The organism is Nocardia sp. Tas62D01, assembly GCF_055232035.1.
In genome coordinates this window covers 9,251,099-9,273,525 of sequence record NZ_JBUYUZ010000001.1, presented here as the reverse complement: position 1 = coordinate 9,273,525, position 22,427 = coordinate 9,251,099, and the positions used below count along the sequence as shown (strand labels likewise).

General features: G+C 64.8%; 25 protein-coding genes and 6 pseudogenes. 18 read left to right on the top strand and 13 right to left on the bottom strand.

What is annotated here, in order from left to right; genetic code table 11:
- Positions 1 to 74 precede the first annotated feature (74 nt).
- A complete protein-coding gene (locus tag ACV7NQ_RS45100) occupies positions 75 to 275 on the bottom strand; it encodes a hypothetical protein (RefSeq protein WP_463365075.1) in 201 nt (66 codons plus the stop codon).
- Between the two features lie 346 nt (positions 276 to 621).
- Between ACV7NQ_RS45100 and ACV7NQ_RS45095 the strand changes: the two genes are divergently transcribed.
- From ACV7NQ_RS45095 to ACV7NQ_RS45080, 4 genes and pseudogenes are all read left to right on the top strand, one after another.
- Complete coding sequence (locus ACV7NQ_RS45095; protein ID WP_463365074.1) at positions 622 to 1,107, top strand: helix-turn-helix domain-containing protein; 486 nt, start codon at positions 622 to 624, stop codon at positions 1,105 to 1,107.
- Between the two features lie 85 nt (positions 1,108 to 1,192).
- Complete coding sequence (locus ACV7NQ_RS45090; RefSeq protein ID WP_463365073.1) at positions 1,193 to 2,623, top strand: GNAT family N-acetyltransferase; 1,431 nt, start codon at positions 1,193 to 1,195, stop codon at positions 2,621 to 2,623.
- Positions 2,624 to 3,118: 495 nt separating this feature from the next.
- Complete coding sequence (locus ACV7NQ_RS45085) at positions 3,119 to 3,577, top strand: hypothetical protein (RefSeq protein ID WP_463365072.1); 459 nt, start codon at positions 3,119 to 3,121, stop codon at positions 3,575 to 3,577.
- A 457-nt stretch (positions 3,578 to 4,034) separates the two neighbouring features.
- A pseudogene (locus ACV7NQ_RS45080) lies at positions 4,035 to 4,380 on the top strand (transposase); the annotation flags it as partial.
- A gap of 80 nt (positions 4,381 to 4,460) precedes the next feature.
- Here ACV7NQ_RS45080 and ACV7NQ_RS45075 read toward each other — a convergent pair.
- On the bottom strand, positions 4,461 to 5,339 hold the full coding sequence (locus ACV7NQ_RS45075) for an SDR family oxidoreductase (protein WP_463366056.1): 879 nt from the start codon (positions 5,337 to 5,339) through the stop codon (positions 4,461 to 4,463).
- A 68-nt stretch (positions 5,340 to 5,407) separates the two neighbouring features.
- Between ACV7NQ_RS45075 and ACV7NQ_RS45070 the strand changes: the two genes are divergently transcribed.
- The 3 genes from ACV7NQ_RS45070 to ACV7NQ_RS45060 all read left to right on the top strand — a co-directional run bounded on the left by ACV7NQ_RS45070 (position 5,408) and on the right by ACV7NQ_RS45060 (position 7,825).
- Entirely contained in the window at positions 5,408 to 6,055 is a 648-nt protein-coding gene (locus tag ACV7NQ_RS45070; protein ID WP_463365071.1) for a winged helix-turn-helix transcriptional regulator, read from the top strand.
- A 351-nt stretch (positions 6,056 to 6,406) separates the two neighbouring features.
- A complete protein-coding gene (locus ACV7NQ_RS45065) occupies positions 6,407 to 6,646 on the top strand; it encodes a hypothetical protein (protein WP_463365070.1) in 240 nt (79 codons plus the stop codon).
- Positions 6,647 to 7,144: 498 nt separating this feature from the next.
- Positions 7,145 to 7,825, top strand: coding sequence for an NADPH-dependent F420 reductase (locus ACV7NQ_RS45060; protein ID WP_463365069.1), 681 nt, complete (start codon positions 7,145 to 7,147; stop codon positions 7,823 to 7,825).
- A gap of 145 nt (positions 7,826 to 7,970) precedes the next feature.
- Here ACV7NQ_RS45060 and ACV7NQ_RS45055 read toward each other — a convergent pair whose 3' ends face one another.
- From ACV7NQ_RS45055 to ACV7NQ_RS45040, 4 genes and pseudogenes are all read right to left on the bottom strand, one after another.
- Positions 7,971 to 8,342 (bottom strand): hypothetical protein, encoded by a 372-nt coding sequence (locus ACV7NQ_RS45055; protein ID WP_463366154.1) that lies wholly within the window; start codon positions 8,340 to 8,342, stop codon positions 7,971 to 7,973.
- A 51-nt stretch (positions 8,343 to 8,393) separates the two neighbouring features.
- Positions 8,394 to 9,005 carry a transposase gene (locus ACV7NQ_RS45050; RefSeq protein ID WP_463366055.1) on the bottom strand — a complete coding sequence of 204 codons (612 nt, stop codon included), beginning with the start codon at positions 9,003 to 9,005 and terminating at the stop codon, positions 8,394 to 8,396.
- A 139-nt stretch (positions 9,006 to 9,144) separates the two neighbouring features.
- A pseudogene (locus ACV7NQ_RS45045) lies at positions 9,145 to 9,408 on the bottom strand (helix-turn-helix domain-containing protein); the annotation flags it as partial.
- 290 nt (positions 9,409 to 9,698) lie between these two features.
- A complete protein-coding gene (locus ACV7NQ_RS45040) occupies positions 9,699 to 10,355 on the bottom strand; it encodes a winged helix-turn-helix transcriptional regulator (protein WP_463365068.1) in 657 nt (218 codons plus the stop codon).
- Between the two features lie 77 nt (positions 10,356 to 10,432).
- Here ACV7NQ_RS45040 and ACV7NQ_RS45035 point away from each other — a divergent pair, with 77 nt between their 5' ends.
- The 5 genes and pseudogenes from ACV7NQ_RS45035 to ACV7NQ_RS45015 form a co-directional block, all read left to right on the top strand.
- A complete protein-coding gene (locus tag ACV7NQ_RS45035; protein ID WP_463365067.1) occupies positions 10,433 to 10,954 on the top strand; it encodes a pyridoxamine 5'-phosphate oxidase family protein in 522 nt (173 codons plus the stop codon).
- A gap of 57 nt (positions 10,955 to 11,011) precedes the next feature.
- The gene (locus ACV7NQ_RS45030) at positions 11,012 to 11,623 is read left to right on the top strand and encodes a dihydrofolate reductase family protein (protein WP_463365066.1); all 612 of its coding nucleotides are present in this window, start codon (positions 11,012 to 11,014) and stop codon (positions 11,621 to 11,623) included.
- Between the two features lie 405 nt (positions 11,624 to 12,028).
- Positions 12,029 to 12,326 (top strand): annotated as a pseudogene (locus ACV7NQ_RS45025) (ATP-binding protein); the annotation flags it as partial.
- Between the two features lie 67 nt (positions 12,327 to 12,393).
- Positions 12,394 to 13,573, top strand: a pseudogene (locus ACV7NQ_RS45020) (IS3 family transposase).
- A gap of 38 nt (positions 13,574 to 13,611) precedes the next feature.
- Positions 13,612 to 13,797, top strand: a pseudogene (locus ACV7NQ_RS45015) (hypothetical protein); the annotation flags it as partial.
- Positions 13,798 to 14,037: 240 nt separating this feature from the next.
- Here the strand turns inward: ACV7NQ_RS45015 and ACV7NQ_RS45010 are convergent.
- Positions 14,038 to 14,457 (bottom strand): GlcG/HbpS family heme-binding protein, encoded by a 420-nt coding sequence (locus ACV7NQ_RS45010; RefSeq protein WP_463365065.1) that lies wholly within the window; start codon positions 14,455 to 14,457, stop codon positions 14,038 to 14,040.
- A 97-nt stretch (positions 14,458 to 14,554) separates the two neighbouring features.
- On the opposite strand from ACV7NQ_RS45010, the gene ACV7NQ_RS45005 reads away from it, so the two are divergent.
- Complete coding sequence (locus ACV7NQ_RS45005) at positions 14,555 to 14,986, top strand: MarR family winged helix-turn-helix transcriptional regulator (protein WP_463365064.1); 432 nt, start codon at positions 14,555 to 14,557, stop codon at positions 14,984 to 14,986.
- Positions 14,987 to 15,034: 48 nt separating this feature from the next.
- Here ACV7NQ_RS45005 and ACV7NQ_RS45000 read toward each other — a convergent pair whose 3' ends face one another.
- A complete protein-coding gene (locus ACV7NQ_RS45000) occupies positions 15,035 to 15,526 on the bottom strand; it encodes a hypothetical protein (RefSeq protein ID WP_463365063.1) in 492 nt (163 codons plus the stop codon).
- 369 nt (positions 15,527 to 15,895) lie between these two features.
- Here ACV7NQ_RS45000 and ACV7NQ_RS44995 point away from each other — a divergent pair, with 369 nt between their 5' ends.
- From ACV7NQ_RS44995 to ACV7NQ_RS44985, 3 genes and pseudogenes are all read left to right on the top strand, one after another.
- Positions 15,896 to 16,093 (top strand): hypothetical protein, encoded by a 198-nt coding sequence (locus tag ACV7NQ_RS44995; RefSeq protein ID WP_463365062.1) that lies wholly within the window; start codon positions 15,896 to 15,898, stop codon positions 16,091 to 16,093.
- Positions 16,094 to 16,684: 591 nt separating this feature from the next.
- Positions 16,685 to 17,587 (top strand): SDR family oxidoreductase, encoded by a 903-nt coding sequence (locus ACV7NQ_RS44990; RefSeq protein ID WP_463365061.1) that lies wholly within the window; start codon positions 16,685 to 16,687, stop codon positions 17,585 to 17,587.
- Positions 17,588 to 17,720: 133 nt separating this feature from the next.
- Positions 17,721 to 18,433, top strand: a pseudogene (locus tag ACV7NQ_RS44985) (SDR family oxidoreductase).
- Between the two features lie 159 nt (positions 18,434 to 18,592).
- Here the strand turns inward: ACV7NQ_RS44985 and ACV7NQ_RS44980 are convergent.
- From ACV7NQ_RS44980 to ACV7NQ_RS44965, 4 genes are all read right to left on the bottom strand, one after another.
- Positions 18,593 to 18,913, bottom strand: coding sequence for an MBL fold metallo-hydrolase (locus tag ACV7NQ_RS44980; protein ID WP_463365060.1), 321 nt, complete (start codon positions 18,911 to 18,913; stop codon positions 18,593 to 18,595).
- A gap of 64 nt (positions 18,914 to 18,977) precedes the next feature.
- Positions 18,978 to 19,295, bottom strand: a complete 318-nt coding sequence (locus ACV7NQ_RS44975; protein WP_463365059.1) for a hypothetical protein — start codon at positions 19,293 to 19,295, stop codon at positions 18,978 to 18,980.
- Positions 19,296 to 19,380: 85 nt separating this feature from the next.
- Positions 19,381 to 19,554 (bottom strand): hypothetical protein, encoded by a 174-nt coding sequence (locus tag ACV7NQ_RS44970; protein ID WP_463365058.1) that lies wholly within the window; start codon positions 19,552 to 19,554, stop codon positions 19,381 to 19,383.
- 271 nt (positions 19,555 to 19,825) lie between these two features.
- Positions 19,826 to 20,719, bottom strand: coding sequence for a LysR family transcriptional regulator (locus ACV7NQ_RS44965; RefSeq protein WP_463365057.1), 894 nt, complete (start codon positions 20,717 to 20,719; stop codon positions 19,826 to 19,828).
- An 81-nt stretch (positions 20,720 to 20,800) separates the two neighbouring features.
- On the opposite strand from ACV7NQ_RS44965, the gene ACV7NQ_RS44960 reads away from it, so the two are divergent.
- Complete coding sequence (locus ACV7NQ_RS44960; RefSeq protein ID WP_463365056.1) at positions 20,801 to 21,739, top strand: DMT family transporter; 939 nt, start codon at positions 20,801 to 20,803, stop codon at positions 21,737 to 21,739.
- Positions 21,740 to 21,809: 70 nt separating this feature from the next.
- On the opposite strand, the gene ACV7NQ_RS44955 is transcribed toward ACV7NQ_RS44960, so the two are convergent.
- Entirely contained in the window at positions 21,810 to 22,070 is a 261-nt protein-coding gene (locus ACV7NQ_RS44955; RefSeq protein WP_463365055.1) for a DUF5372 family protein, read from the bottom strand.
- Between the two features lie 126 nt (positions 22,071 to 22,196).
- Between ACV7NQ_RS44955 and ACV7NQ_RS44950 the strand changes: the two genes are divergently transcribed.
- On the top strand, positions 22,197 to 22,370 hold the full coding sequence (locus ACV7NQ_RS44950) for a hypothetical protein (protein WP_463365054.1): 174 nt from the start codon (positions 22,197 to 22,199) through the stop codon (positions 22,368 to 22,370).
- Positions 22,371 to 22,427 lie beyond the last annotated feature (57 nt).

The window sequence follows — 22,427 nt, the reverse complement described above, 5'->3', positions numbered from 1 at the left end:
CAGTCGGGTCGTGTACTAGGAGATTTCGCCGTATGTCACCAGCCGCAACACGCTGACCTGCCGATCTTTCCAGATCATGTCCCAGAACCCACCTTCAGCTGCGGAACCCAGGCATCGCTGCGGCCGACTCGAACCGCTTCGAGGTAGTTGTCGAACTCCTCGTCTGTGAAGACGAGGGTTTGATCGACAGCTACCGGAGTGTTGCTCGTCGTGCGCTCGGTGAACAACTTGTCATCGGTGACGGCGGTCCAGCCGTCTTTGCGAGTGATGCGCACACAGTTCTGGAGCCTTATTCACAAGCCTTGACGCCCGACATCGGATACCCGGCTGGGCAAACGTTTGGCCGTGCGCCGGGTTTACTCGATCGGTCCGGGGGGCTTCGAGCCTGCCCGGAGGCTTATTTATAACCCTCGGAGGCTGATGTCGGTACGGGTATCAGCAAACTTGTGGCGTGATGGTGCGGTACGGAGCGGCGCGGTCTTGTTCCCGGAATTGCCTGCATGGCAGCAGCTTCAAGTCGGCCACCGTGTCGGCTAGCCCGGCGTGTCAGCCTTGTAAAGGCAACGGCTCCAACGTATCTCATTCGCGACGACCAATTCTGCGGAAGAGATTCGAGGAGCCGTGCGGTACGAGGCTATTACGGGGCTGACCCATGGGCAACTGACCGAGCTCACGGCACGTCTGCACCCCGAGGTCGGCGTGTTGACCTCGGCGGGACGCCCCTACGTGCTGGGCCTGTTCCGGTCGGTTGCGTTGGTGGTCACATTGATACGCAAGAACATGACCCAGGACGTCGCGGCGGCGTTCTTCGGCGTCAGCCAGCCGACCGCGAGCCGCCGCTGGGATCTGCCATACACGACGAGCCCGATCCGGGATTGGCCACTGGGTTCGAGTTCCACGGCCAGGACTCGGCTCGCGCTGGTGGCGGTGTCGGCGGGGTGGTCGTCACTGGCCACGCGGGCAACCGCCGTGACCGTGACCGCGTCGGTGCGCCACTGCCGCCACTGCGTCGCGCTCACCGGAGTCCACACCAGGGCCGCGGCCTCTGCGCGCTCGGCGAATCGGGGATCCATCAACGGTCGCGCCACCCGAAACGCCGCCCGCTGATCGGCGTGTTCACCCGGCCGATAACTGAACGCTCCGATGGATACGCGCAATGTGACCGAGGGCGGTTGCCGCTGCTGCGTGAGCGATGGAAGACCAAGCCGAAGCCGACGCCTGGTGGCGGCGCGTCGCCGCGAACAGACGCCGCCGCGAGGCCGAAGCCTGGTTACGCCGCGCCGCCAAAGCAGGGATCCCCGAAGCCATGAACGACCTGGAGACCATGCTGCACGAAGCAGGGGAAAGATCGCTGAAGCCGAAAGGTGGGAAGCGGTGTGCCGTCGACATCGAAGCCGAACCCAGCAAGCGGCCTATATTCGGCAGGTACAGTTCGACTCGGTGTAGGGCAGCGGATGCGAAATGGGGTCGACGGCGAGTGACCAGGGACATGCGGGTCTGCTTCCTCGGTGACTCGTTCACTCAGGGGATCGGCGACCCCGAGCAGCGGGGTTGGGTCGGTCGGGTGCTGCAGTCGACCCAGGTCGCCGGAGGTGCTGTCACCGGCTTCAACCTGGGTATTCGCCGCAACACATCCGAAGATATCGTGCGCCGCTGTTGGGACGAAGTGGCGCCCCGGACGGCGCTCGACGCCGACAACCGCCTCGTACTGTGCTTCGGTAGCAACGACGCAGTCGAGGAAGACCGGGGGCCTCGTGTCGATCACGTACGCGCCCTGGACAACCTGACCGCGCTGCTGGCAGAAAGCGATCGCAGAGCGATCGCGGCGCTTGTCATCGGACCCCCACCCGTGGCTGACGCAGGATACGCACACCTGCAGCGACTACTGAAACTTGCCAAAGGCATGGCTGCGGTCTGTAACGAGTGGGGTGTGACGTTCATAGACGTGACCCAGGCCCTGGCGGACGACAGCACGTGGATCGGGGAGGCCGTCGCCGGAGACGGCGCTCATCCGGGATCGGGAGGATACGCCAGGATGGCCGAACTGGTCCTGGACGGCGGCTGGCGACGGTGGCTGACCGACCGTGCTCCAGCGGCCCCACGTCCGGCGGGGCCGTTCCCGGCCGGACTAACTGTGCGCCACCCCAACTCGGACGATCAGCTGCGAGTGCTCGCGGTGACGGATGAGTGGTGGGGCGTATTCGGCGGCGAGGCGGGGTCACTGCAACGTGCCTTGCTGTTGCCACGGCTGTTCTTCCAGCACTTCACTACCAGCAGTTTTCTCGCCGAGTACCCCGATGGGCGGCTGGCCGCGTTCCTCATCGGGTTCCTGTCTCAGTCCGACCCGAGCGTCGCCTACATCCATTTCGTCGGTGTCGATCCGGGTCTGCGCCGCCGTGGCGTCGCCGCCGCACTGTACCGGCGGTTCTTCGATCTCGCCCGGAGCCGCGGACGTCGGCTCGTCCACGCCATCACGAGCCCAGGAAACACCACGTCCCTGGCCTTCCACACCGGTCTCGGCTTCCGGCTCCAGCCCAGCAGGCACGTCATCGACGGAGTTCCGATCCAGCCCGACTACGACGGTTCGGGGCTGGATCGCATCGCCTTCGTTCGCGACCTCTGACATGGCCGAGGGCTCCCCGAAGCTACGGCGACCCCCCACCAGCCGCAGCCGGGACAGACGATGCCGACCTCCGGGGGGTCGCCGGCCACCAGGCACTGCCCGGCAGCGAGCACCCGCTCTTACACCGCACCGAACTGGCGGCGGGCCCGGTAGGCGCGGGCGACGCAGGCCGGGGAACAGTAGCGGCGGTGGTGGGGAGCGTCGCGCGGAAGTGCGGCCCGGCAGACAGGGCACCTGCGAGGTCGAGACCGGCGGCCCATACCTCTCGATTGTTCGCGCATATCCCTCGAAAAGGACGAAACCCCGACGATTTGCCTGACCACCGAGGTGGCCCGGTAGGGATCGTTCCGGGGTTTTCGCTCACGCGTATAACGTCTCCCGGCGTGACTTCTTCCCCGGGATGGTCGGCCGCCGATCTGCGTCGCCTGCTGTCGGCCGGCCGATTCGATCGCTCCGCCGCTCCGGATCCGCCGATGGCGCTGCCTTGCTGTACGGGTGGAACCTGTACAGGTCTCCGGCGCGTGGCACGAGTCGCTGGGCATGTTCGAAGTCGTGCTGCGCAATGCGCTGGACCGGCAGCTGACCGTCTACCACCGGCGTGTCCTGGCAGGCAACGGACACTGGTACGCAGACCAGCGGATGCCGTGGTGCTCACCGAAACTCGCCGACCAGCTCACCGACGCACGGCGCCGCGCCAGGATCGGGCGACGGCTGCCCGAAATCCACGGCAAGGTCGTCGCGGAGCTGACCTTCGGGTTCTGGCGCTACATCCTCGCCGGCACCTACCAGGCGACATTGTGGTCACCAGCGCTGCGGCACGCCTTCCCGCACCTGCGCTCACGCAACCGCGTCCAGCGCGTGGACGCGTCGGCGACGTGGATGTCGTTGCCAGAACCCCGTTGTGGGACCACCACGTCGCCAGTCGTGGGACCACCGACAGCAGTACAGAAGTGAAACGGGTTATCGCGCTGTCGATTGGCGAACGCTGCGTTCCCGAACGACCGATATGCGGCTCCTTAATACTTGATGGCAGGGCTCGTTCCCGGCCAGGATCGGGTCCAGGTGCCCGGTGGGAGCTGGCCCACCTGGCCGGGGCTGAGGTGTTCCCTGCACACTCCGAGCGCCGGGCTGGTACCAGCCGATCAGGGCTGGATGTTCTCCAAGTCTTCGAGCAGGCTCGGGTGCCTGGGCTGCCAGCCGAGTGTCTGTCGGGTGTGGGCACTCGAGGAGGGCTGATCGGTGGCGAAGATTGGGCCGAGAGGGCCGAACATCTGTTGCGGCACGGCTTCCACCGCAAGCCCGAGCCTGCGACCGATGCCGCCGCGATGTCACGCACGGCGTCGCCCTCGTCGGCCACGGCGTGCCACGCGGTCCCGGCCGGTGCCTTCTCCAGGACCAGCCGGAAGAGTACGGCCGCGTCGCCACCGAACGCCGGCGTCGGGTACCCGCTGGCGGAAGCTGGCCTGCCTCGACCAGGCGGTGCTGGCGCTGTGCTGGTTCGTCGACGGCACCCGCATCAAGCAGTTGGCCTTCGGCAACGGCATCGGCAAGACCACCGCCTACGACTACCTCCACGAGGTCATCGACGCGCTCGCCGCGCAGGCCCGGACCTGCACAACGCGCTGCTGGCAGCCAAGATCGCATGATTTGAGCACCTCGGCGTGGACGGCACCCTGATCTACACTGACCGCGTCCGCGAACTTGGGCCCACGCTGAAGAACGGCAAACCGGTGGATCTGTGGTGGTCCGGGAAACATCAACTTAAAACCGCGAAATTCAGACCCGATACATTAGCCCGACTTGAGCACCGTTTTCCGTGACCGGCACCCAATCCGCTTCAGGAAGTTAAGAAGGCGTCGGCGTTACGGCGGGCGAAGTCGGCGAAGGTGGTCGGTTGTACGCCGAAGGCCTCATGGGTGCTCAGGTCCACCTGTGACTCGGGGGAATTGGCGCGCTCTCGGTAGATCTCGTCGAGTGTGTCGACCACTTGGGGTGGAAAGCCTTGTGCGGAGTGGATTCTGCGTTTTTCTTCGAAGGTGACGGCTTGGTAGTGGAAGGGCTGGCCGGTCGCCTGGGTGAGGCGCTCGGTGATCTCTGACATCGTGAGCGCCTCAGGGCCGGTCATGTCGTATGCCTTGCCCTCGATCCCGTCTGCCTGCATCATCGCGACCGCCACCTTTGCGATGTCGTTGATGTCGACAGGTGACAGCTTGCTATCGCCGATAGGCATCACTAGTGCGTTCTGCTTTGGGTCCACTCCGGTCAAGGCGCTGGGGAGGTAGAACTGCATGAACTGGCTCGGCCGCAAATGGGTCCATTCGAGGCCCGAGGACTCGAGGTAGCGCTCTATCTCCAGGTGCTGTCGCGTGGTGCGAAATTTGTTGGGGTTGAACTTGGTGCCGGACTCCTTGCCGCTGAACTTGATCACGTGGCGGACCCCTGCCGTCTTGGCGGCGTCAATGAACCGGCACTGGGTCGCCACCATGTCACCTCTTGCCGACGAGATCATCAGGACCCGATCGATGCCGTCGAGTGCGTCAGGCAGTGTTGCCGGATCTGCCATGTCGCCCTCTACGACCTCAACGGTTGGGAAGGCTCTGGGCCAGTCCACCTTCGCTATATCCCGGACGAGGACCGTCACCGGAACCTGCTGTCTTGCGAACTCGCGGATCACGATCGAACCTGCTCTGCCTGTAACACCCGTGATTAGAAGCATTCTATAACTATAGGAGTAACTATTCCTAAAAAACAAGTAGATACCATAACATCGGTAGAATGCATGTGGTGAAGATTGATGAGAACGCGGGCGTCCTGGGGCTTCGGAGCTACGGCGATGGTTGTGCGACAGGGCACGCGCTCGACCTGATCGGCGAGCGGTGGGCCCTGCTGATCGTGCGAGAGCTGGTCTTGGGGCCGAAGCGCTTCTCTGATCTGCAGACTGGTTTGCCACTGGCAAGCCCGAACGTCCTGACGCAGCGGCTCCGCGAGTTGGTCGCGGCGGGCGTGGTAGAACGCCGCAAGCTGGGGCCACCGGTTCGCGCTTGGGTCTACGAACTCACCGAATGGGGTCGAGACCTCGAGCCGCTGCTGGTGTATCTGTCGCGGTGGGGTGCTCGCTCACCATTTCTGCAACGTGACGGCAAGCTGAGCATCGACTCGCTGTTGCTCGCGCTCAAGGCGCACTTCGACGAATCGAAGGCCGTTGGCCTTTCGGCGACCATCGCGGTAATTATCGGGGAAGACAGCTTTTCGGTCCGAATAGTTGACGGTCGGATGACGATTGCCCGCGGTCTGCCATCGGATCCTGATCTCACTCTGGACACCGACGCCAAGAGCTTCCGTTCACTGGTATTCGACGGCGAGCGTCTGCCGGGCCTGAACCCGACGGGTTCGACGGCGGTTCTCGACCGCCTGCCCGAAATGCTCCGCTGACAACGCAAGCATGGCGGATCTTGTAGATGGCTCACCCGGCAACGGTCGAACTCCTGAAAACCGAACTGTTGGAGACCATGTCGGGGCGGATCACTCGGCTCGGGCGGTGCACCGTTCCGGTGGTCGCGACGACGACCGCGCCAGTGTCCAATGGCCTGCCTCTGTCCCGGCGTGCGCTGCCGGTGACGGCAACTCCCGAAGCTACGGCGAGCCGCAAGGTAGCGGTGAGGTAGGTCTCGGCTTCGAGGCGTGATTGTCACAGCTCAGGCATACCGGCGTGTAACGGGTTCGGCGTCCCTGATCGTGATCTGCGTTCATCGGGGGATCACAGTCGCGGGAAGGACGTGCCCGGTGTGCAAGCAGTGGTATCCGGACGAGCTGATCGAGGCGTGGACGCTGGTCGAGACCGACTGGAAGCTGGTGGGGAACAAGACTGGCGCCACTCGGCGGGGCTTCAGTCTGATCTTGACGTTCTATGAGCTCGAGTGCCGGTTCCTCGTGTACGCCGAGGAGGTTCCGCAGGCTGCGGTGGAGTACACCTTAGCCGGTTTCGGCATCCCGGACACCCCCACTCAGGACCCTTGGGCGTGAACCCCGAGCTTCAGACCCCGCGATCACTCGTAACGCCTGTCGGGGCGGGAACCGGCTCTCGGACACTGGCCCGAGATCACATCCTCAACCTTCCGATCGAACCTCCAATCGATGTGATCCACTCAACGCGTGCGACTTTCACGTCGCACGCTCCCACAGATCCGGGCGTAACAGTCTCCCGTTACCCGGCTCATGCCATCCTGGTCACCAAGCGGTGTGGACCCATGCCCAGTGGGCGAAGAGCCTGGGATGCTGGCGGGTGATGCGTTGCCAGCACTTCAGCCGGACGCGACATCCATGTCATCCAACGTCAGCCTGCGCGCACGAGCATGTCATCGGCGTCACCGAGGCAAGCGTGGTGGTTCGAAACCGCCGGTGAGTTTCTACACGCCGATTCCTTTGCTGGATTCCTCAAGTCTTCTTTCTAGGAGCTGTCGCCACGGATCGCATGGTGCGGCGGCCGACGCGAGCTCAGACCTGGAAACGAGGACTTTCATCATGAAGATCGCCATCATCGGTACCGGATTCGCCGGACGGACACTCGCCGCGGGACTGGCCCGGCAGGGCCACGAGATCGTCATGGGTACACGCAACGTCGCCGAGACGTCGGCCCGGACGGAATCGGACCGAATGGGAAACGTCGGGTTCGCACCGTGGGCTCAAGACCAACCGACAGTCCGGCTGACCACTTTCGATGAGGCGGCGGCGGGAGCCGATCTCGTCGTGAACGCCACTGCCGGCCACGGATCGATCGCGGCGCTCACCGCGGTCGGCGCCGGCAACTTGACGGACAAGGTCCTCTGGGATGTGGCCAATCCGCTGGATTTCGCCAACGGATTTCCGCCAGCCTTGTTCGTCAAGGACACCGACTCCCTGGCCGAACAGATCCAGCGCGAATTTCCCGACGCCAAGGTGGTCAAGGCACTCAACACGATGATCGGTGACCTGTTCGTCAACCCGAAGATTGTCGCCAACGGCGACCACACTGTGTTCGTTTCCGGAGACGATGCCGGTGCCCGGCACATCGTCACCGACCTGCTGACCTCGTTCGGGTGGACCGACATTATCGATCTCGGCGAACTCAGCAGCGCGCGCGCAACCGAGATGCTGGTGCAGGCACGCCTTCGATTGATGAGCGTCCTGGGCACCCCGGTCTCGAACTTCAAGATTGCCCGCTGAACCTACCGGATCGCCGCCGACGGCACCCAGTCACTGGGCTGCGTGGCCATGAGCACGGAGTGACACATTGGTTCTTTCGTCAAACGACGGCAGCGCGGTTCCATCCCAGCCTTCAGCACCGCCATTGACGGTCCTGACCCATCCGTTACCACTGTTCCACGACCCGAACATCTTTCGGTCCACCGTCACGGGCGTGGCTGGCGCCCGCGATCGGATGTCGGCTGTGGTGGCGGCGAATCCGAAGACACCAGAACACCCCCAGGACCATTTCGGCGCCGTCGGACAGGCGTGGCTGGGATTCCACCAGGCCTGGGCCACCGAGGCCGTGTCCGCCATGCACGCGCTGGAAGAGATGGCGAGGTTGTTCCCCGCGGCGAGCACCGATTACCAGCACACCGACCACAGCGGCGGCACGACCATCACCGATATCGGGGGTGACGGCAATTACCGGTCTGGGGTCGGCGTCGGGGGTGACGGCAATCTCTCGACTGGGGTCGGCACCTCGGGGTCCGGACATCCGCCGACCCCTCCGGATCCCGGTCCGTTAGGGCCCATGAACGTTGGCCGGTCAGGCGGCGCGGGTTCGTGGTCGGCCCCAGCGTTGTTGGCGTTGGCTGCGGATGCGGGCGCGTTCTCGGCGTTGCGCGGCTAGCACGTCGGGGTGGCGGGCGTTGGCGTTGCGCCAGCGCAGGTAGTCCTGCAGGCGCCGGGCGAGCACGGTGTGGTTGGGATGGTTGGAGTCGCCCATGACGAAGGTGCGCAGCGGCCCGAACTGGGCCTCGATCGGGTTGGCCCACGAGGCGTTGGTCGGGGTGAAGCACAGTTCGACGTTGTTTTCCGTTGCCCAGGAACGGATTGCCGGTGTCTTGTTCGCCGAGAGGTTGTCCAGGATCACATAGACCGGCTCGCCGTCGAGGCGGGCGGCACGGATCGACGTCAGTGCTGCCAGGCTGTGGTCGCCGCCTTTGCGGCGGCGGGTGATGCCCCACAACTGGTCGTCGCCGAGGCTGTAGCAGCCGTGGAAGTAGCGGATGCCGTGAGTGCGGCGGTAGGTTGCTGGCAGCCGGTGCGGCCGGGTGCGCGGCGCCCACGCCGACCCGTGCGCCGGGCGGATCGACAGCGGCCCGAATTGATCGAAGGCGAAACACCGGTCGGGGTGTTCGGTGGTGACCTGCTCGATCCGGTCCAGTTTCGTTTCCTTGTCCGGGTCTTTCGACTCCTTCCACGTGCGGGTGCGCTGGAAGGAGATCCCGCGATCGGTGAGGATCTCCCCGCAGCCGCTCGCGGCCGATGCGCACTACACGGACCGGATTATCGATGAGATAGCCGCACAGCTTGCGCAAACTCCAGTGTGTGAACGGCCGCCCGAGCTTGGCCGGGCGGGTCGTGGCCGTCTCGACGAGGTAGTCGATGTCGTCATCGGTGATCAGGCGGGGACGGCCTCCCGCCCACCGAGGGTCCAGCGCGGCCAGCCCCTTGTCGTTGAAGGCATGGATCACGTCCCGGACGGTGTCCTCATCGGCGGCCACCAGCCGGGCGATCGCCGGCACCGGCGTCCCGGACGCCGACGCCATGATGATCATCGCCCGGCGCACGCGGATCGCCGAGCCCTTCCCGCGACGCACGATCTGTTGCAGCCGTTGACCTTCCGCGTCGGTCAACCTGCGCGCTCGAACCGGTTCAGCCACTCCCACTCCGCAGTCTCGACAGTGATACCGCTGCCGAGACTGCCCCAACACCAGCAACGCCGCCGGGAACCCGGCGGCGTGTCACCCGACCCGGTCAACGTTCATGGTCAACGCACTAGACAAGGACTCCCCGCCTGGATCTCACCGCCGCCTGACGGCACATGTTCGAGGAGGCCGGGGACCTTCTAACGACTGGGTGAGAACTCTGTCAGGAGAAGGTCGATGAGGCGCTGTTGGGCGTCTTCTTCGCCGTCGAGGCGCACGAGGCCAGATCGGGCGGCGTCGTGGATGGTCATCCGGTGATCGCACACGGCACGGAGGGTGTCCAAGTCGGTGGTGAGAGCGGCGTCGGGCTCTCCGGTTGCTGGCCGGCGGTTGACCTGTACCGCGGTGTCGGTGACTTCGGCGACGTAGGTGTCGGTGCCGACGCGGAATTCATAGACGCCGCGCAGTTCGGCGGCTCGTGCCGGGTCGAAGCCCGCTTTGATGCTCAGCAGCAGGGAGTCGATGCCGAACACGCCTTCAGGCGGGGGTGATGCGTGGCTTCCCCATCGTCCGAGCTCGAGCAAAACGGGCTCGAGGCCGCGGCCCCATTCGGTGAGCTCGTAGAGGTGGACTCGGGCCGGTGGCCCGAGGTCGCGGCGCTGGATGACGCCGTGCTCGGCAAGCTCGCGCAGCCGCTGGCTCAGCACGTTGGGACTCACGCCGGGCAGGCCGCTGAGCAGGTCGCTGAAGCGTTTGGGACCGAGCAGGAGGTCTCGGACCACCAGCAGCGCCCACCGTTCACCGATGACGTCCAGTCCGCGGGCTACACCACACAGGTCGCCATAGCTACGGCTCATATCTCCATCCTAGAGCAATGATCCTTAGTTAGGACTAATGCTTGTTCTTTAGGAGTAATGCCGCTATGTTGGGGGTCATGAGCCTCCTCGACAGCGAAGCTGTAGACCTGCCGCAAGGTGACCTACGGCTGCTGGACACGCCTACGGCGCAGCACCTGCTGACCACGGCCCTCGTGGCGCGCCTGGCCTACACCGGCAAGGACGGGACGCCCCGGCTGATCCCGGTCAACTTCCTGTGGACCGGCGACGAACTGGTCATCGCCGCGTTCGCCGGCACCTACAAGATCCGGGACCTGCGTGCACGCCCCGACGTTGCCACCTGCATCGACACCACAGACGCTCCTCCGCAGGTACTCATGCTTCGCGGACAGGTCACGCTGGCCGAGGTCGAGGGCGTTCTCCCTGAATACGCGACGATGCAACGCATGATGATGGGTGAGGAAGCCGGCGCTGCCTATATCGAGGCGATCGATCAACCCGGGCTACGCATGGTGCGGATCGCTCTGCGGCCGACCTGGGTCGGCGTGCTCGACTTCCAGCGGCGGTTCGCCGAACGGACGCCCGGCCCCGTCCTGGCCGCCTTCGGCACCGACCGATGACAACCAAGACCTGTTGAGCTCGTGGCAGCAGAAGACAAGTCCTGAAGGAGCCCGAAGATGGGGAAGATCGTTGTGACGGCGTTCGTCACACTCGACGGCGTGATTCAGGCGCCTGGCCTTCAAGACGAGGACCGTGATGGCGGGTTCGAGCTTGGTGGCTGGACGCAACCGTACGCAGATCCGATGGTCGACCAACGGACCACTGAGTCGGTGTTGAGCGCGGACGCGCTCCTGCTCGGCCGAAGGACCTATCAACTGTTCGCCGGCTACTGGCCCGGGGCTGATCCAGCAGATCCAAGAACCGCCAAACTGAACAGCCAGCCCAAGTATGTCGTGTCACGGACGCTGCGGACAGCACAGTGGAACAACTCGACGGTGCTCGATGGGGATGACGTGGCCAAGCAGGTCCTCCGACTGAAGGAGCGGCACAACCAGATCAGCGTCTGGGGCAGCAGCAGCCTGATCCCAGTCCTACTACGCGAAGCACTGATCGACGAGTTCGTGCTGCTGACCTATTCCATCGTGGTCGGCGGCGGAAAGAGGCTCTTCAGCGGTGACACCCCGCTCGGACTGCAGCTGACCCATACCGCGATATCGGGCTCCGGCGTGATCATTTCCACCTACCACCGCGCAGAACCCGTCCCGCTCCCCGAACGGAAAACCTCATAGAGTTACCTGTCCTTGCGTCGGAGTTCGGACAGAAGCCACAAGACCGACGGCAGCCACAGCGGAAGCGGCGCGGACAATGCGGCTTGCTGTTGAGAATCGTTCGATTCTCAACACCTCGCCCCGCCGGACTCCAGTTGTGAATGTTCGAAGTCGACTGCACTGACGACGAGGGCGTTCGGGTCGGTTTGCGGAGGACTTCGATCATCGGCGTGTCGCGAACTTGTTTGCACTACGGTGCTTTCGGCTCGAACTCGTGCGCAACACGGTGGAGATCTCTGGCATGTCGGAGACTCAGCGGTGGTGGGACGCGGTGTACTGACCGCGGACGAGGCGCGCTGGCAAAGCTCGCCAGCAGCGCGCACGCTTCCTTGACCGGCTCCCACATCGCCAGGGTGAACGGCGCGAATGATCGCGTTGGGCACCGAGGCCGCGATGGCCGGTTACCGCGTGAAGTACACCCTAGCAACGAAACTGGTCAACGAGCTCGTCGAGGCAGCCGACGCGAAAGTGCTGACCAAGACCATCGCCCGCTACGGTCGGGTGGATCTTTTATGCATTGATGAACTTGGCTACATGGCTTTGGACACGGCGCGGAGCTGTTGTTCCAAGTTTTGACCGAGAGGGAGGAAACGAACAGCGTTGCGATAGCGTCCAACGAGCCCCAGATGGCTGGACGAAGACCTTCACCGACCCGCGGCTGTGCTTGAGGTGCCCGAAGGTTCTCGGACAGTGCCCCAAAGTAGGATTGGGGTGACTGAGCGGAGTTGTTTGTGGCACAGAAGAAGTCGCGGCATTTCAGTCCCGAGTTCCGGGAAACCGCGGCCCGGGAAGTCGTCGAAAAGTCCCGGGCAGTCGACGACGTGGCCCGCGATTGCGGGGTAACCGGCCAGACGATCCGGAATTGGGTGAGGGACTATCGGCAGTCTCACTCGCGGACCGATACAGAGTTGACGATGACCGAGCGCGCCCGGTTGAAGGAATTGGAGCGGCGGGTCCGGGAACTGGAGGAGGAGAACCGGTTCCTGGGAAAATCGGTGGCCTTCTTCGCGAAGAAGCACCGGTGACAGCGAAATACGCATTCATCGCCTCCGAAGAAGGCAATCATTTCGTGGCGTCCATGTGCCGATGGGCGAAGGTGTCGCGGTCGGGTTATTACGCGTGGCGTGACCGCGAGCCGTCGGCCACCGCGCAACGACGAGAGATCCTCGCCGCCGAGATACAGTTCTGCTTCGAGCATTCCGACGGTACCTACGGATATCGGCGCATCCACGCCCAGCTCCGCCGCTGGGGCACCGTCGTGGACCCGGAAACGGTCCGCACGATCATGCGTGAGCTGGGCCTCGTGCCGTGCCAGCCGCAGCCGTGGCGGCCGATCACCACCATCGCCGGCGACGCCGGTGACCTGCCCGACCTCGTGCGCCGCGACTTCACCGCCGACGCGCCCGCGACCAAGCTGGTCGGCGACATCACTTATATCCGAACATGGGAAGGATGGCTATATTTAGCGACAGTTCTCGACTGTTTCTCGAAGAAAGTGGTCGGTTACGCGATGGCCGATCATATGCGAACAGAATTGGTGGCTGACGCACTACGGATGGCGGCCCGGAACCTGCCGTTCCGACGGGGTGAAACGATCTTCCACAGCGATCGCGGTACGCAGACCGGTACTTGTCGGCAGAATTCGCTGCCATCGCCGCGGAACTGGGTGCGCGGCGCTCCGTTGGCCGCACTGGAATATGCTTCGACAATAGCTGGGCGGAATCATTCAACGGTACCCTGAAGAATGAGCGAGTCCACCGCACCGAATACCCCACCCGAGAACACGCAAGGAAAGATATCGTCAGCTACATCGAGCTACGATACAATCAGATCCGCATCCACTCGGGAATTGACTATCGGACACCCAACGAGGTAGAGTCCGAATGGTTCGAACGGAATCAGGCAGCCTGAAAATCAAAAGATATCGCTGTCCGAATTCTTTCCGGCACCTCAGCTCGGCCATTGTTGACCGTTTGACATTCGGCGGCAAGATCATCGAGACAGGCACCGACAGCTATTGCCTCGCCCGCACGGCGCAGATCGCCGGGCGGCAGGGCGTCGCAGCGCCCACCACGCCCCCTGGCGCTGCGGACCAGCCGATGCTTGATCTCCAACCCGAACCCACGGCTCCTTAACAGCGGGCGACGTTGAAATTCGCCTGGAAGCACCTGATCAGAACGGGGAACATAGCGGGGTGTCACCTGATTTGTCACGACCGGTCCGCGTCGTGACCGACAGGGCGACGTCCGCCGGGCGTCAGCCCGGGCCCATCGCCCTGTCGATCCCGGTCAACTCGGCATCGAAAGCGGTGGTTGACCCCGCCGGAACGCTGCCTGACCACATGGCCTGGCGACTGGATGCCCGCCGGGTAACAACTATGTTGATACAGAAGGCAAATGGGCACCAAGCCCAATGTCGGCGCACTCGTCGTCCTGCTGCGGCATGCCTCCGCTGACCGCGATCGCGCCGACCACGACGTCGCCATGCCGGATCAGTCGAGAGCCTGCGCCCGCAATGATGGGTGTTCCCGCTACTTGATCCATCTGCGCGAACAATGCAGGCCATGCCTGCTGCAGCCGCACCAGCTCACTGCCGTCGCGGTGGAACAACGCAACACTGGATGCCTTCGCCGGAGCAATGCGAGCCGACAGCGGCGGCGCGCCGTCCATGCGATCGAGAACCTGGAGGTGCCCACCGTCGTCGACGATTGCGACCGCGACCCGCGCGCCGAGTTCCGCGGCGTGTTCGCGCACGCGGGCGCTGACGGCCCGAGCTTCGTCCAGAGTGAGTGACATTGTCTCCACCTTTTACTTTATTGGATCAGCCAACCTTGGTCCAACCAAGGATAACAAAATTCGTGGGACGCTCCAAGGGATTGGGTAGACTTCGTCCATGGAGATGGAGGAAGCGCCCGCCCGGCTGCGCGGCAAACCGAGCTGGCTGGTCAGCAAGACTTCGGCGCTGGCACATCGGATCATCGGAGAAGAGATGGCCGCTGCGGGCGGGCGCGCCTACCACTTCGCAATCCTTGCCGCGCTGGACGAGTTCGGCCCGGGGAGTCAAGTGCAGATCGGCCAGCGGTGCGGAATCGACCAGAGCGACATGCACGCAATGGTCGAGGAGCTGGCAGGGCAAGATTACGTCCAGCGTGCTCCAGACCCCAGCGACCGACGTCGCAACCTGATTACACTGACCCCTGCGGGGCGTCGGCGACTGGACGAATTGGACGCGGCACTCTGCAGAGTCCAGGACAACCTATTCAGTGGGTTATCGGCGACCGAGCGCAACCACCTCGCCGTGCTGCTCACCCGCGTCCTCGACTAGAACTCCTGCGGCTCCGGAATTACCGAACGAACGTTCCTGGACGAAGCACTAACGTGGACAGGCGCTGCGGGTCCGCGTCAGGAGCTGGCGCATCCGCTCCGGCTCCGAGTACCGCTTGCCCTCCGGCGTCTTGTAAGCGATCAGGTCGCCGGTAGTGGTGGCGAGCAGGAAGCGTTCAGTAGTGCGGCGCTGCTCGATCGCGCTTGGACGATAGCGGGGTCGACGTGCGCTGATGCGACGCCGGGCCTGTATGCCAGTTGCCGCACTGCGCGCTCGGTGCGGTCTACGACTGCGGCGATCTCGGTGTGGGAGTAGCCGAACACCTCGTGCAGCAGAAACCACTCGCTCGTCCGGGTCGAGGGTCCAGAGCAGCACACCCAACGCCGCCGAAACCGCCTCGACCACTTCGGTATCGGCAGCAGCCAGCGAGAGTTCGGGCGGGGACAGATCGTATTCGCGGCGCCTCCTGGTCCGGCGGAGATGGTCTATCGCCTGGTGTGCGACCAGCCGGTGCAGGTACGCCCGTGGGTTCTCGACCACGCTGGTGTCGGCCTGCTGTCACCGCAGCCACGCATCACATCCTCGGCGTCGGAGTGGTAGCCGAGGATGCGGTAGGCCAGCGCCTGCCGCGATGCGCGGTGCTCTTCGAAATCGTTCATGACTAACCCATTAGACGATTCGGAACCGGCTCGGCGTCACACGCCGTGTGACGCCCGACCGCCCCATCGGTCATATCAGTATGACCATCACGAATCGAGATCTGGTACTCGAAGCCGTCGCCCGATTCTCCGCCGGTGACCTCGACGCTTTCCTGGATCTGCTACATGAAGACTTCCCCTCTCCCGCAATCCCGGCGTCCGCGGCCCCGGCCGGGAAGCCTTCAGCGAATACCTGCACGCCAGTCAGTGGTTGCACACCAGCACGATCACTGTCCATCGGGTACTCGCCTACGCCGACTACGTGGCCGTGCACACCCACATCGACACCGCCGAAGGCACCGCGCTGGCCACAGTAGAGCTCCGCGTACTCGAGGACCGCATCGCCGAACACTGGGACGTCGTCCAGCACATCCCCCAACAACCGCTCAACCCCCACGCGTTCTACTGACCAGGACCGGGCGCGGGGGATCAACCTGCAACGACCGCGCTCGGGTGTGGCGTCATCCATGATGGATCCCGCTGAGCACTTCAATTGTCCGGCTTCCTCCGGGCTGACTGACGCCTACCGTTAGCGGTAGTCATTTACCGGCGGCCAAGCTGCCTCGTCGGCGGTTATACCGGTCGTCACCGCCGAGGCAACCCGATCGGTGAAAACGATGCTTCGCAGGTCTGCCCCGGTCGCCGTTACGAGCCCAGCGGTCGCCAGACGGTCCGGGTGACGGACAGTACGCCGACGTCACCTCGCTCTGGTCCACGCTCAGTCGCGATAAGGCGACGCTGTGGCTATTGGTGATTGATCATGGGTTGCGGACATTGCGATCTTGGACTGAGGAAGATCCGGTCGTCATCTGACCTTGTGAGTCGCGCCACAATCCGCCCTTGGTCGACGAGTCCGGGCCCGACGTCAGATCTGTATACGTGTGGGTTGGTCGTTACACCGACCCAGCCCTCGGAAGGCAGCGTCGACGCTACGCAGGGTGATTGCTTGCGAGGCAACCTCATTCGTCGACCAAAAAAGCGATAGGGATGGTGACTAGTCATGATTTTGGTAACAGGGGCGACGGGTGAAAGCGGAGCAGCCGTCATCGCAGAGTTCGTCCGCCGGGGTCTGCCGGTACGTGCGCTGGTGCGAGACCGCGAGAAGGTGGGCGCAGATGTGCCGTCGAACGTCGAAGTCGTCGAGGGCGACCTGGCGAAACCGGAGACGCTGGGCGATGCGCTCGCGGGCGTCGAGAAGGTTCTGCTGATTTCCTCGGCCGATCCGGGCCTCGTGCAGACGCAATCCTCGTTCATCGATTCTGCCAAGGAGGCCGGGGTTCGTCACATCGTCAAGTTCTCCGGCATGGGCTGCTGGAGTGACGCTGAATTCCGTTTCGCCCGAATGCACGCCGCGGTCGAGCATTATCTGGAGCAGTCGGGTCTGGCGTGGACACATCTTCGCCCCAGCACGTTCATGTCCGACTATTTCCGCGAGGTGTCATCCATCGGTGCTGACGGGGTCTTGGCTCTGCCGATGGCGGATGCGCGGATCGCGCCGGTGGATACCGAGGACATCGCGAAAGTCGCGGTCTCGCTCCTGCATAGTGACGGTCACGAGTCCAAGCGGTACGAGATGACCGGTCCGGAAGCGTTGACGGTGAACGAAGTGGCCGCAGTGATCTCGGCGGCCATCGGCAAACCCGTCCGATATGTCGATATTGATCCCGCTCAGAAGAGGCAGGCGATGCTCGATGCCGGGGTCCCCGCTTACTTCACAGATGCGATGGACGAGCTGTTCAGTCAGCGCCGCAAGGGTGCCGACGAGTCCCGGGTGAACCTGAGCACGCACCACAGCTTCGGCGTGAGGCCGACCGAGTTCGCCGAGTTCGCCCAGCGTTTTGTAGGCGTGTTCCGCGGAGAGGATGCCGTTGCCCATGTTTCGAGATCCGGCTGGCGGTCTTGATACCCCAGTGAGCGTCATGACCTGCGGTGACGCCGGGGTGGCCGTTGGTGGTGGGCGGCCACCCCGCGATCCGTCGTGTTTGTTCCCCGTGAACTGAATCCCCCAGATCATCGATGAAAGGGTCGGCAATCCCGTGGGCGAACCGCGGGTCGCGATCGTCACCGGCATCTCTCGTGGCATCGGCAGGGCCATCGCGGAACGCCTCGCCGGGGACGGCGTGCGCGTGGTGGTCAACTACCACCGCAACGAGGATGCCGCGCGCACGGTCGTCGACGGCATCGAGGCGAACGGCGGGGCGGCCGTCGCACTCGGCGCCGACGTTGCCGACCCCGACCAGCTCCGCGGCCTCTTCGACGCGGCAGAACGGCACTACGGCGGCCTCGACATGGTGATCCTGCACGCCAGCGAAGCCAGGCTCGGACCGATCGCCGAGGCCACCGACGACGACTTCGACGCGCTGTTCAACGCGAACGCGTGCGCCACGTTCGTCGCCTCGCGAGGCGGCTGCGGGACGGCGGGCGGGTCGTGGTGACCTCTTCCGGCGTCACGGTGACCCACCGGCACGGCAGCGGCCCGAGCAAGGCCGCGACGGAACAACTCGTCTACGCGCTGGCCAGGGAGTTCGGCCCGCGCCAGATCACGGTGAACAGCGTGCTGCCCGGCCCGGTCTGGACCGACACGTTCCGCGGCGGCGGGGCGCGCCTGGCCGACCAGCTCCAGGCGGCCACCCCGCTCGGCAGGATCGGCGAGCCCGCCGACATCGCCGATATCGTGGCATTCCTCGCCTCGGACGCCGGCCGGTGGGTCACCGGGCAGTCCATCCACGCCGGCGGCGGCCCGTTCTGACCGAGTCCTCCGCCAACTCTCGACCGACGACATTCACATCGAAGGAGCGGCATTCCCATGGGCGAACAGCGGGTCGCGATCGTCACCGGCAGCTCCCGCGCGTGGGGACACTGGTTAACGACGACACGCCGGTGAAGCTCGTCCGGAAAGGACATCGGCTCAGAGTGTCAGGGGTTGGCCGGTCGGCAGGATGTGGACGGTGGTATCGGGTGCCGTGGCACGGGTTGCCGCGGCGTAGGTCTCGGGGTGGCGATCCATCTTCAGCAACAGCCGATCGCGGACGGGCCCGGCGGTGTAGGCGTAGTGGGTGGGAACGGCGAGGCGGGAGTGCAGGGCGCGGGTGAGGTCGGCGGCCTGTTCGGCGTTCATCACGACCTGCCGGTTGAGCAGCGGCCGGACCTGGAGCCCGTTGATCGGTAACAATGCGAGGTCGATGGTGGGAAAGCGGCGGGCTATATCGTCGAGTTCGGCGATCCGCAAGTGTCGCCGACGAACCGCTCGAGCACCGCCGCCATGGTCTGTGCCAGCTCGGCCGTTGGGGGTTTCACCGTCGTCGATATGTCGTCGCGTTCTGGGTGCTCGTCGCGGTCGGGGTGGTCGCTCTCGCGTTGGGGTCGGGTGGCATGACGGTCGATGACTTCTCGGTGCCGGGCACACGGTCGCAGGCCGCCGCCGATTTGTTGAAGGAGAAGTTCCCGCGTTTTCCGGCGGGCAGGCGCAGGTGGTCTCCGCAACGCGCGGCCCGTACCGGGTGACCCATCAGCCGATACGGCAGGCGATCGAGCAGTCCGTCCAGAATCTCGAAGTCGGCGCAAGTCGGCCGCGTCGCCGACCCGTTCCAGGCGAACGCAGTCGCACCCAATGGGCATGCGGCACTGGCACAAGTCCAGTTCATGGTCGGGGCCGCCCAGGTAGAAGACGCCTCGCTCGACGCCATGGAAGAGCCGTCACCCCTTCACGAATTCCCAGATTTCAGTGGTGCCCTGCCACGGGTCCGGGATCGGACCGTCTTGGTAGCACGGGTTGTTCATATTCTCGGTGAACGGCGGCCACGACAGGGCTGGACCCAGATTGAGGGTGACGATGCAGCGCCGATCCGCATTCGGGATGAGCGACAACACGTCGATCCCATCGAGTCTGGCGGCGCCGTCTGCGACCGAGGCGGTGGCGGCGTCCGGGTCGGGCCAACGCGTAGGGCCTGGGGGCTGTCATGTCAGGAACGAATACTGTTGGGGCGTGATGGAATTCATCCGACGCCATCAGCAGTGACGCATTGGTTCGGCCGGGCAATCGGTGCGGGTGCATGCAAGCCGGGACGCACAGCGGGCATCTACTGCCGTCGCGTAATCCGCCGCGGCAGAACGGATGTCGAGACGTGTCGGCGCAATGCGCTCAGGACGCGTCCGCTGCCGACGTTTGCGCGATGGCGGTGAACAGCTCGACGGCACGTCGGGCGGGCGGATTCTGGGCGATGGATTTCCGGATGGCGATGCCGACGTGGCGGACCGGGGTCGGGTCGGTCAAGGGTCGGGCGACCAGACCTGTGGGCAGATCGACCGCGGCGAGCGCAGGGATCACAGTGATGCCGATGCCGGTGGCGACCAGAGGTAGTGCGGTGCGATAGTCCGGGGCCTGGACCTGGAAGTGGGGCGTGACACCGGCTTTCGCGCAGGCCGCAAGCAGGATTCGGCGACAAGGGCCGTCGCGGTGTTCGTTGTCGATCCATGTCCTGTCGGAGAGCTCGGCGAGCGCCACCTCGGTGAGTCTCGTCAACGGATCATCGACGCGGACGACCACCAGGTAGGGGTCGGTGGCGAGCCGGCGCACGGACACTGCGCTCGACGGTTCGGTACCTGGGTTCTCGATGAAGATCTCGACGTCGCGTTGTCCCTCGCCGAACTCGGCCATCCGAAGCTCGAGCCGCAGGTCGGGGAATTCGCGACGGAGCGCATCGACGATCGGTGGGAGCCAGCGGGCGCCCACCGAGGCGACGTATCCGATCGACAAACTGCCGACGCGGCCCGCGCGAAGGTCTCCGATGACCCCCTCGAGCCGTCCGAGTTCCCCGAACAGTGGCTCGGTCTCGGCGGCGAGGGCGCGCCCGACCGCTGTGGGCTCGATGCCGCGGCCGACGCGTTCGACCAGCTGCAGCCCGGTCTGGCGTTGCAACGCGGCGAGTTGTTGGCTGGCGGCCGAGGGTGTGTAGCCGAGCGCGGAGGCGCTCGCGCGGATCGAGCCGGTCGCGATCACGGTGCGCAGCAGATGAAGCCGGGAAATGTCGAGCATCACCAGATGATACAGCTCAACTTAACAGTAGTTCGTGTTTGTTCGCTTGCGCTATCCAATTCCTGCGCTGACGATAGCGGAGTGACCACAGAACTCCGCAACATCGAAACTTCCCGTCCCGCGACACCGCGCGCACCGGCCGACATCAAAAGCGCGGTGGCGGCGCTGGTCGCCGTGATCCTGTGGGCCTCAGCATTCGTTGCGATCCGCGATGTGGGCCCGACGCTGTCCCCGGCGCCGATGGCGCTGTTGCGCCTTGCGGTCGCCGCTGTCGCGCTGACGATCCTGGTCGCGGTGAAAAGCCGAGGCCTGCCGCATATTCCGCGGGCACGGACACCTTTGGTGTTGATCGTTGTCTACGCCGTACTGTGGCTGGCCGGGTACACCGTCGCACTCAATACCGCCGAGCGGCATGTGGACGCCGGAACCGCGGCGCTGTTGGTGAACATCGCTCCGCTGCTGGTGGCGTTCGCTGCCGGTGTGGTGTTCAAAGAGGGCCTGCCGCGCACGCTGATCGTCGGCGGGCTGGTGTCGCTGGCGGGCGTCGCCACCCTGGCGGTCAGTACCGGCGGCCACCGCGACGGGATCGGCGTTGCCATGTCTCTGGTCGCAGCGGTGTTGTACGCGGCGGGTGTGCTGGTCCAGAAGGCCGCGCTGCGATATGTCGACGCGCTCACCGCGATCTGGCTCGGCTGCGTCGTCGGCACCGCGGTGCTGTTGGGGTGGGCGCCGCAACTCGTCGGCGAGTTGGCCGCAGCGCCGGCGCGAACCATCGTGGACGGCGTCTATCTCGGATTGTTCCCTACCGCACTGGGTTTCACGGCCTGGTCCTACGCCCTGCGCCGCACCGACGCCGGTCGGCTCACAGCAAGTACCTACGCTGTTCCGGCCATTTCCGTCCTGCTGTCGTGGCTGCTGCTGGGTGAGGTACCCACCGCTTGGGCGCTGGTCGGCGGTACCATCTGCCTGGTGGGCGTCGCGATCTCGCGCCGGAAGGCCAGGGCGGGCACCGCGCGCTGAGCACGCCTCGCCCTCCCGAGCGTGCCGACGGACGACCGCGCCGGAGTCCCCGGAATCGCCAGAACTCCTGTTAGGGCTCGCCGATAAATGAACCGTAGACATCGATCAGCCCGGCCAGATCGAGCAGTCCGGTCGTGGTGAACGGGCACCGGCCTTCGGCGATCACCACGAACGGATCCGGCGCGGCGACATCGGTCCACCCTGCTGGCAGCGAGAACAACACGCCCTGCTCGTCGCGCAGGCTCACCCGGTCCTCACCCCAATTCAGGCGGTGCTCGACGAACTCGAACTCCGGCCCGAACAGAGGGTAAAACCGATGCGTCGCCCGCACCCGGCGGAACCGATCGTCGGGACTGGGTGTAGTTGACGACGTCGTCCAAACCCAGGATCGAACGCCCGATGCCCCTATATCCGGGATTCGTACTGGCGTGGACGGGAATTCACCTCGCTGACGCAGATGCAGGACGCGGCGCTGGTGTGGTGCACCGAAACCTATGGCCGCCACCATCATCGGGGGTTGGGCGGCGCGGCACCGGTGACCGTGTTCGACGCCGTGGAGTTCCAGACGCTGGCGCCGTCGCCGCCGCGGCCGTTCGAGCCGGTGGTCTACAGCACCGTATGGCGTGGTTGAAGCGAGAGTTGCTGTGGCAGTGTCTGATTGGTTCAGATTGCTGGTTCTTGGCTCGGC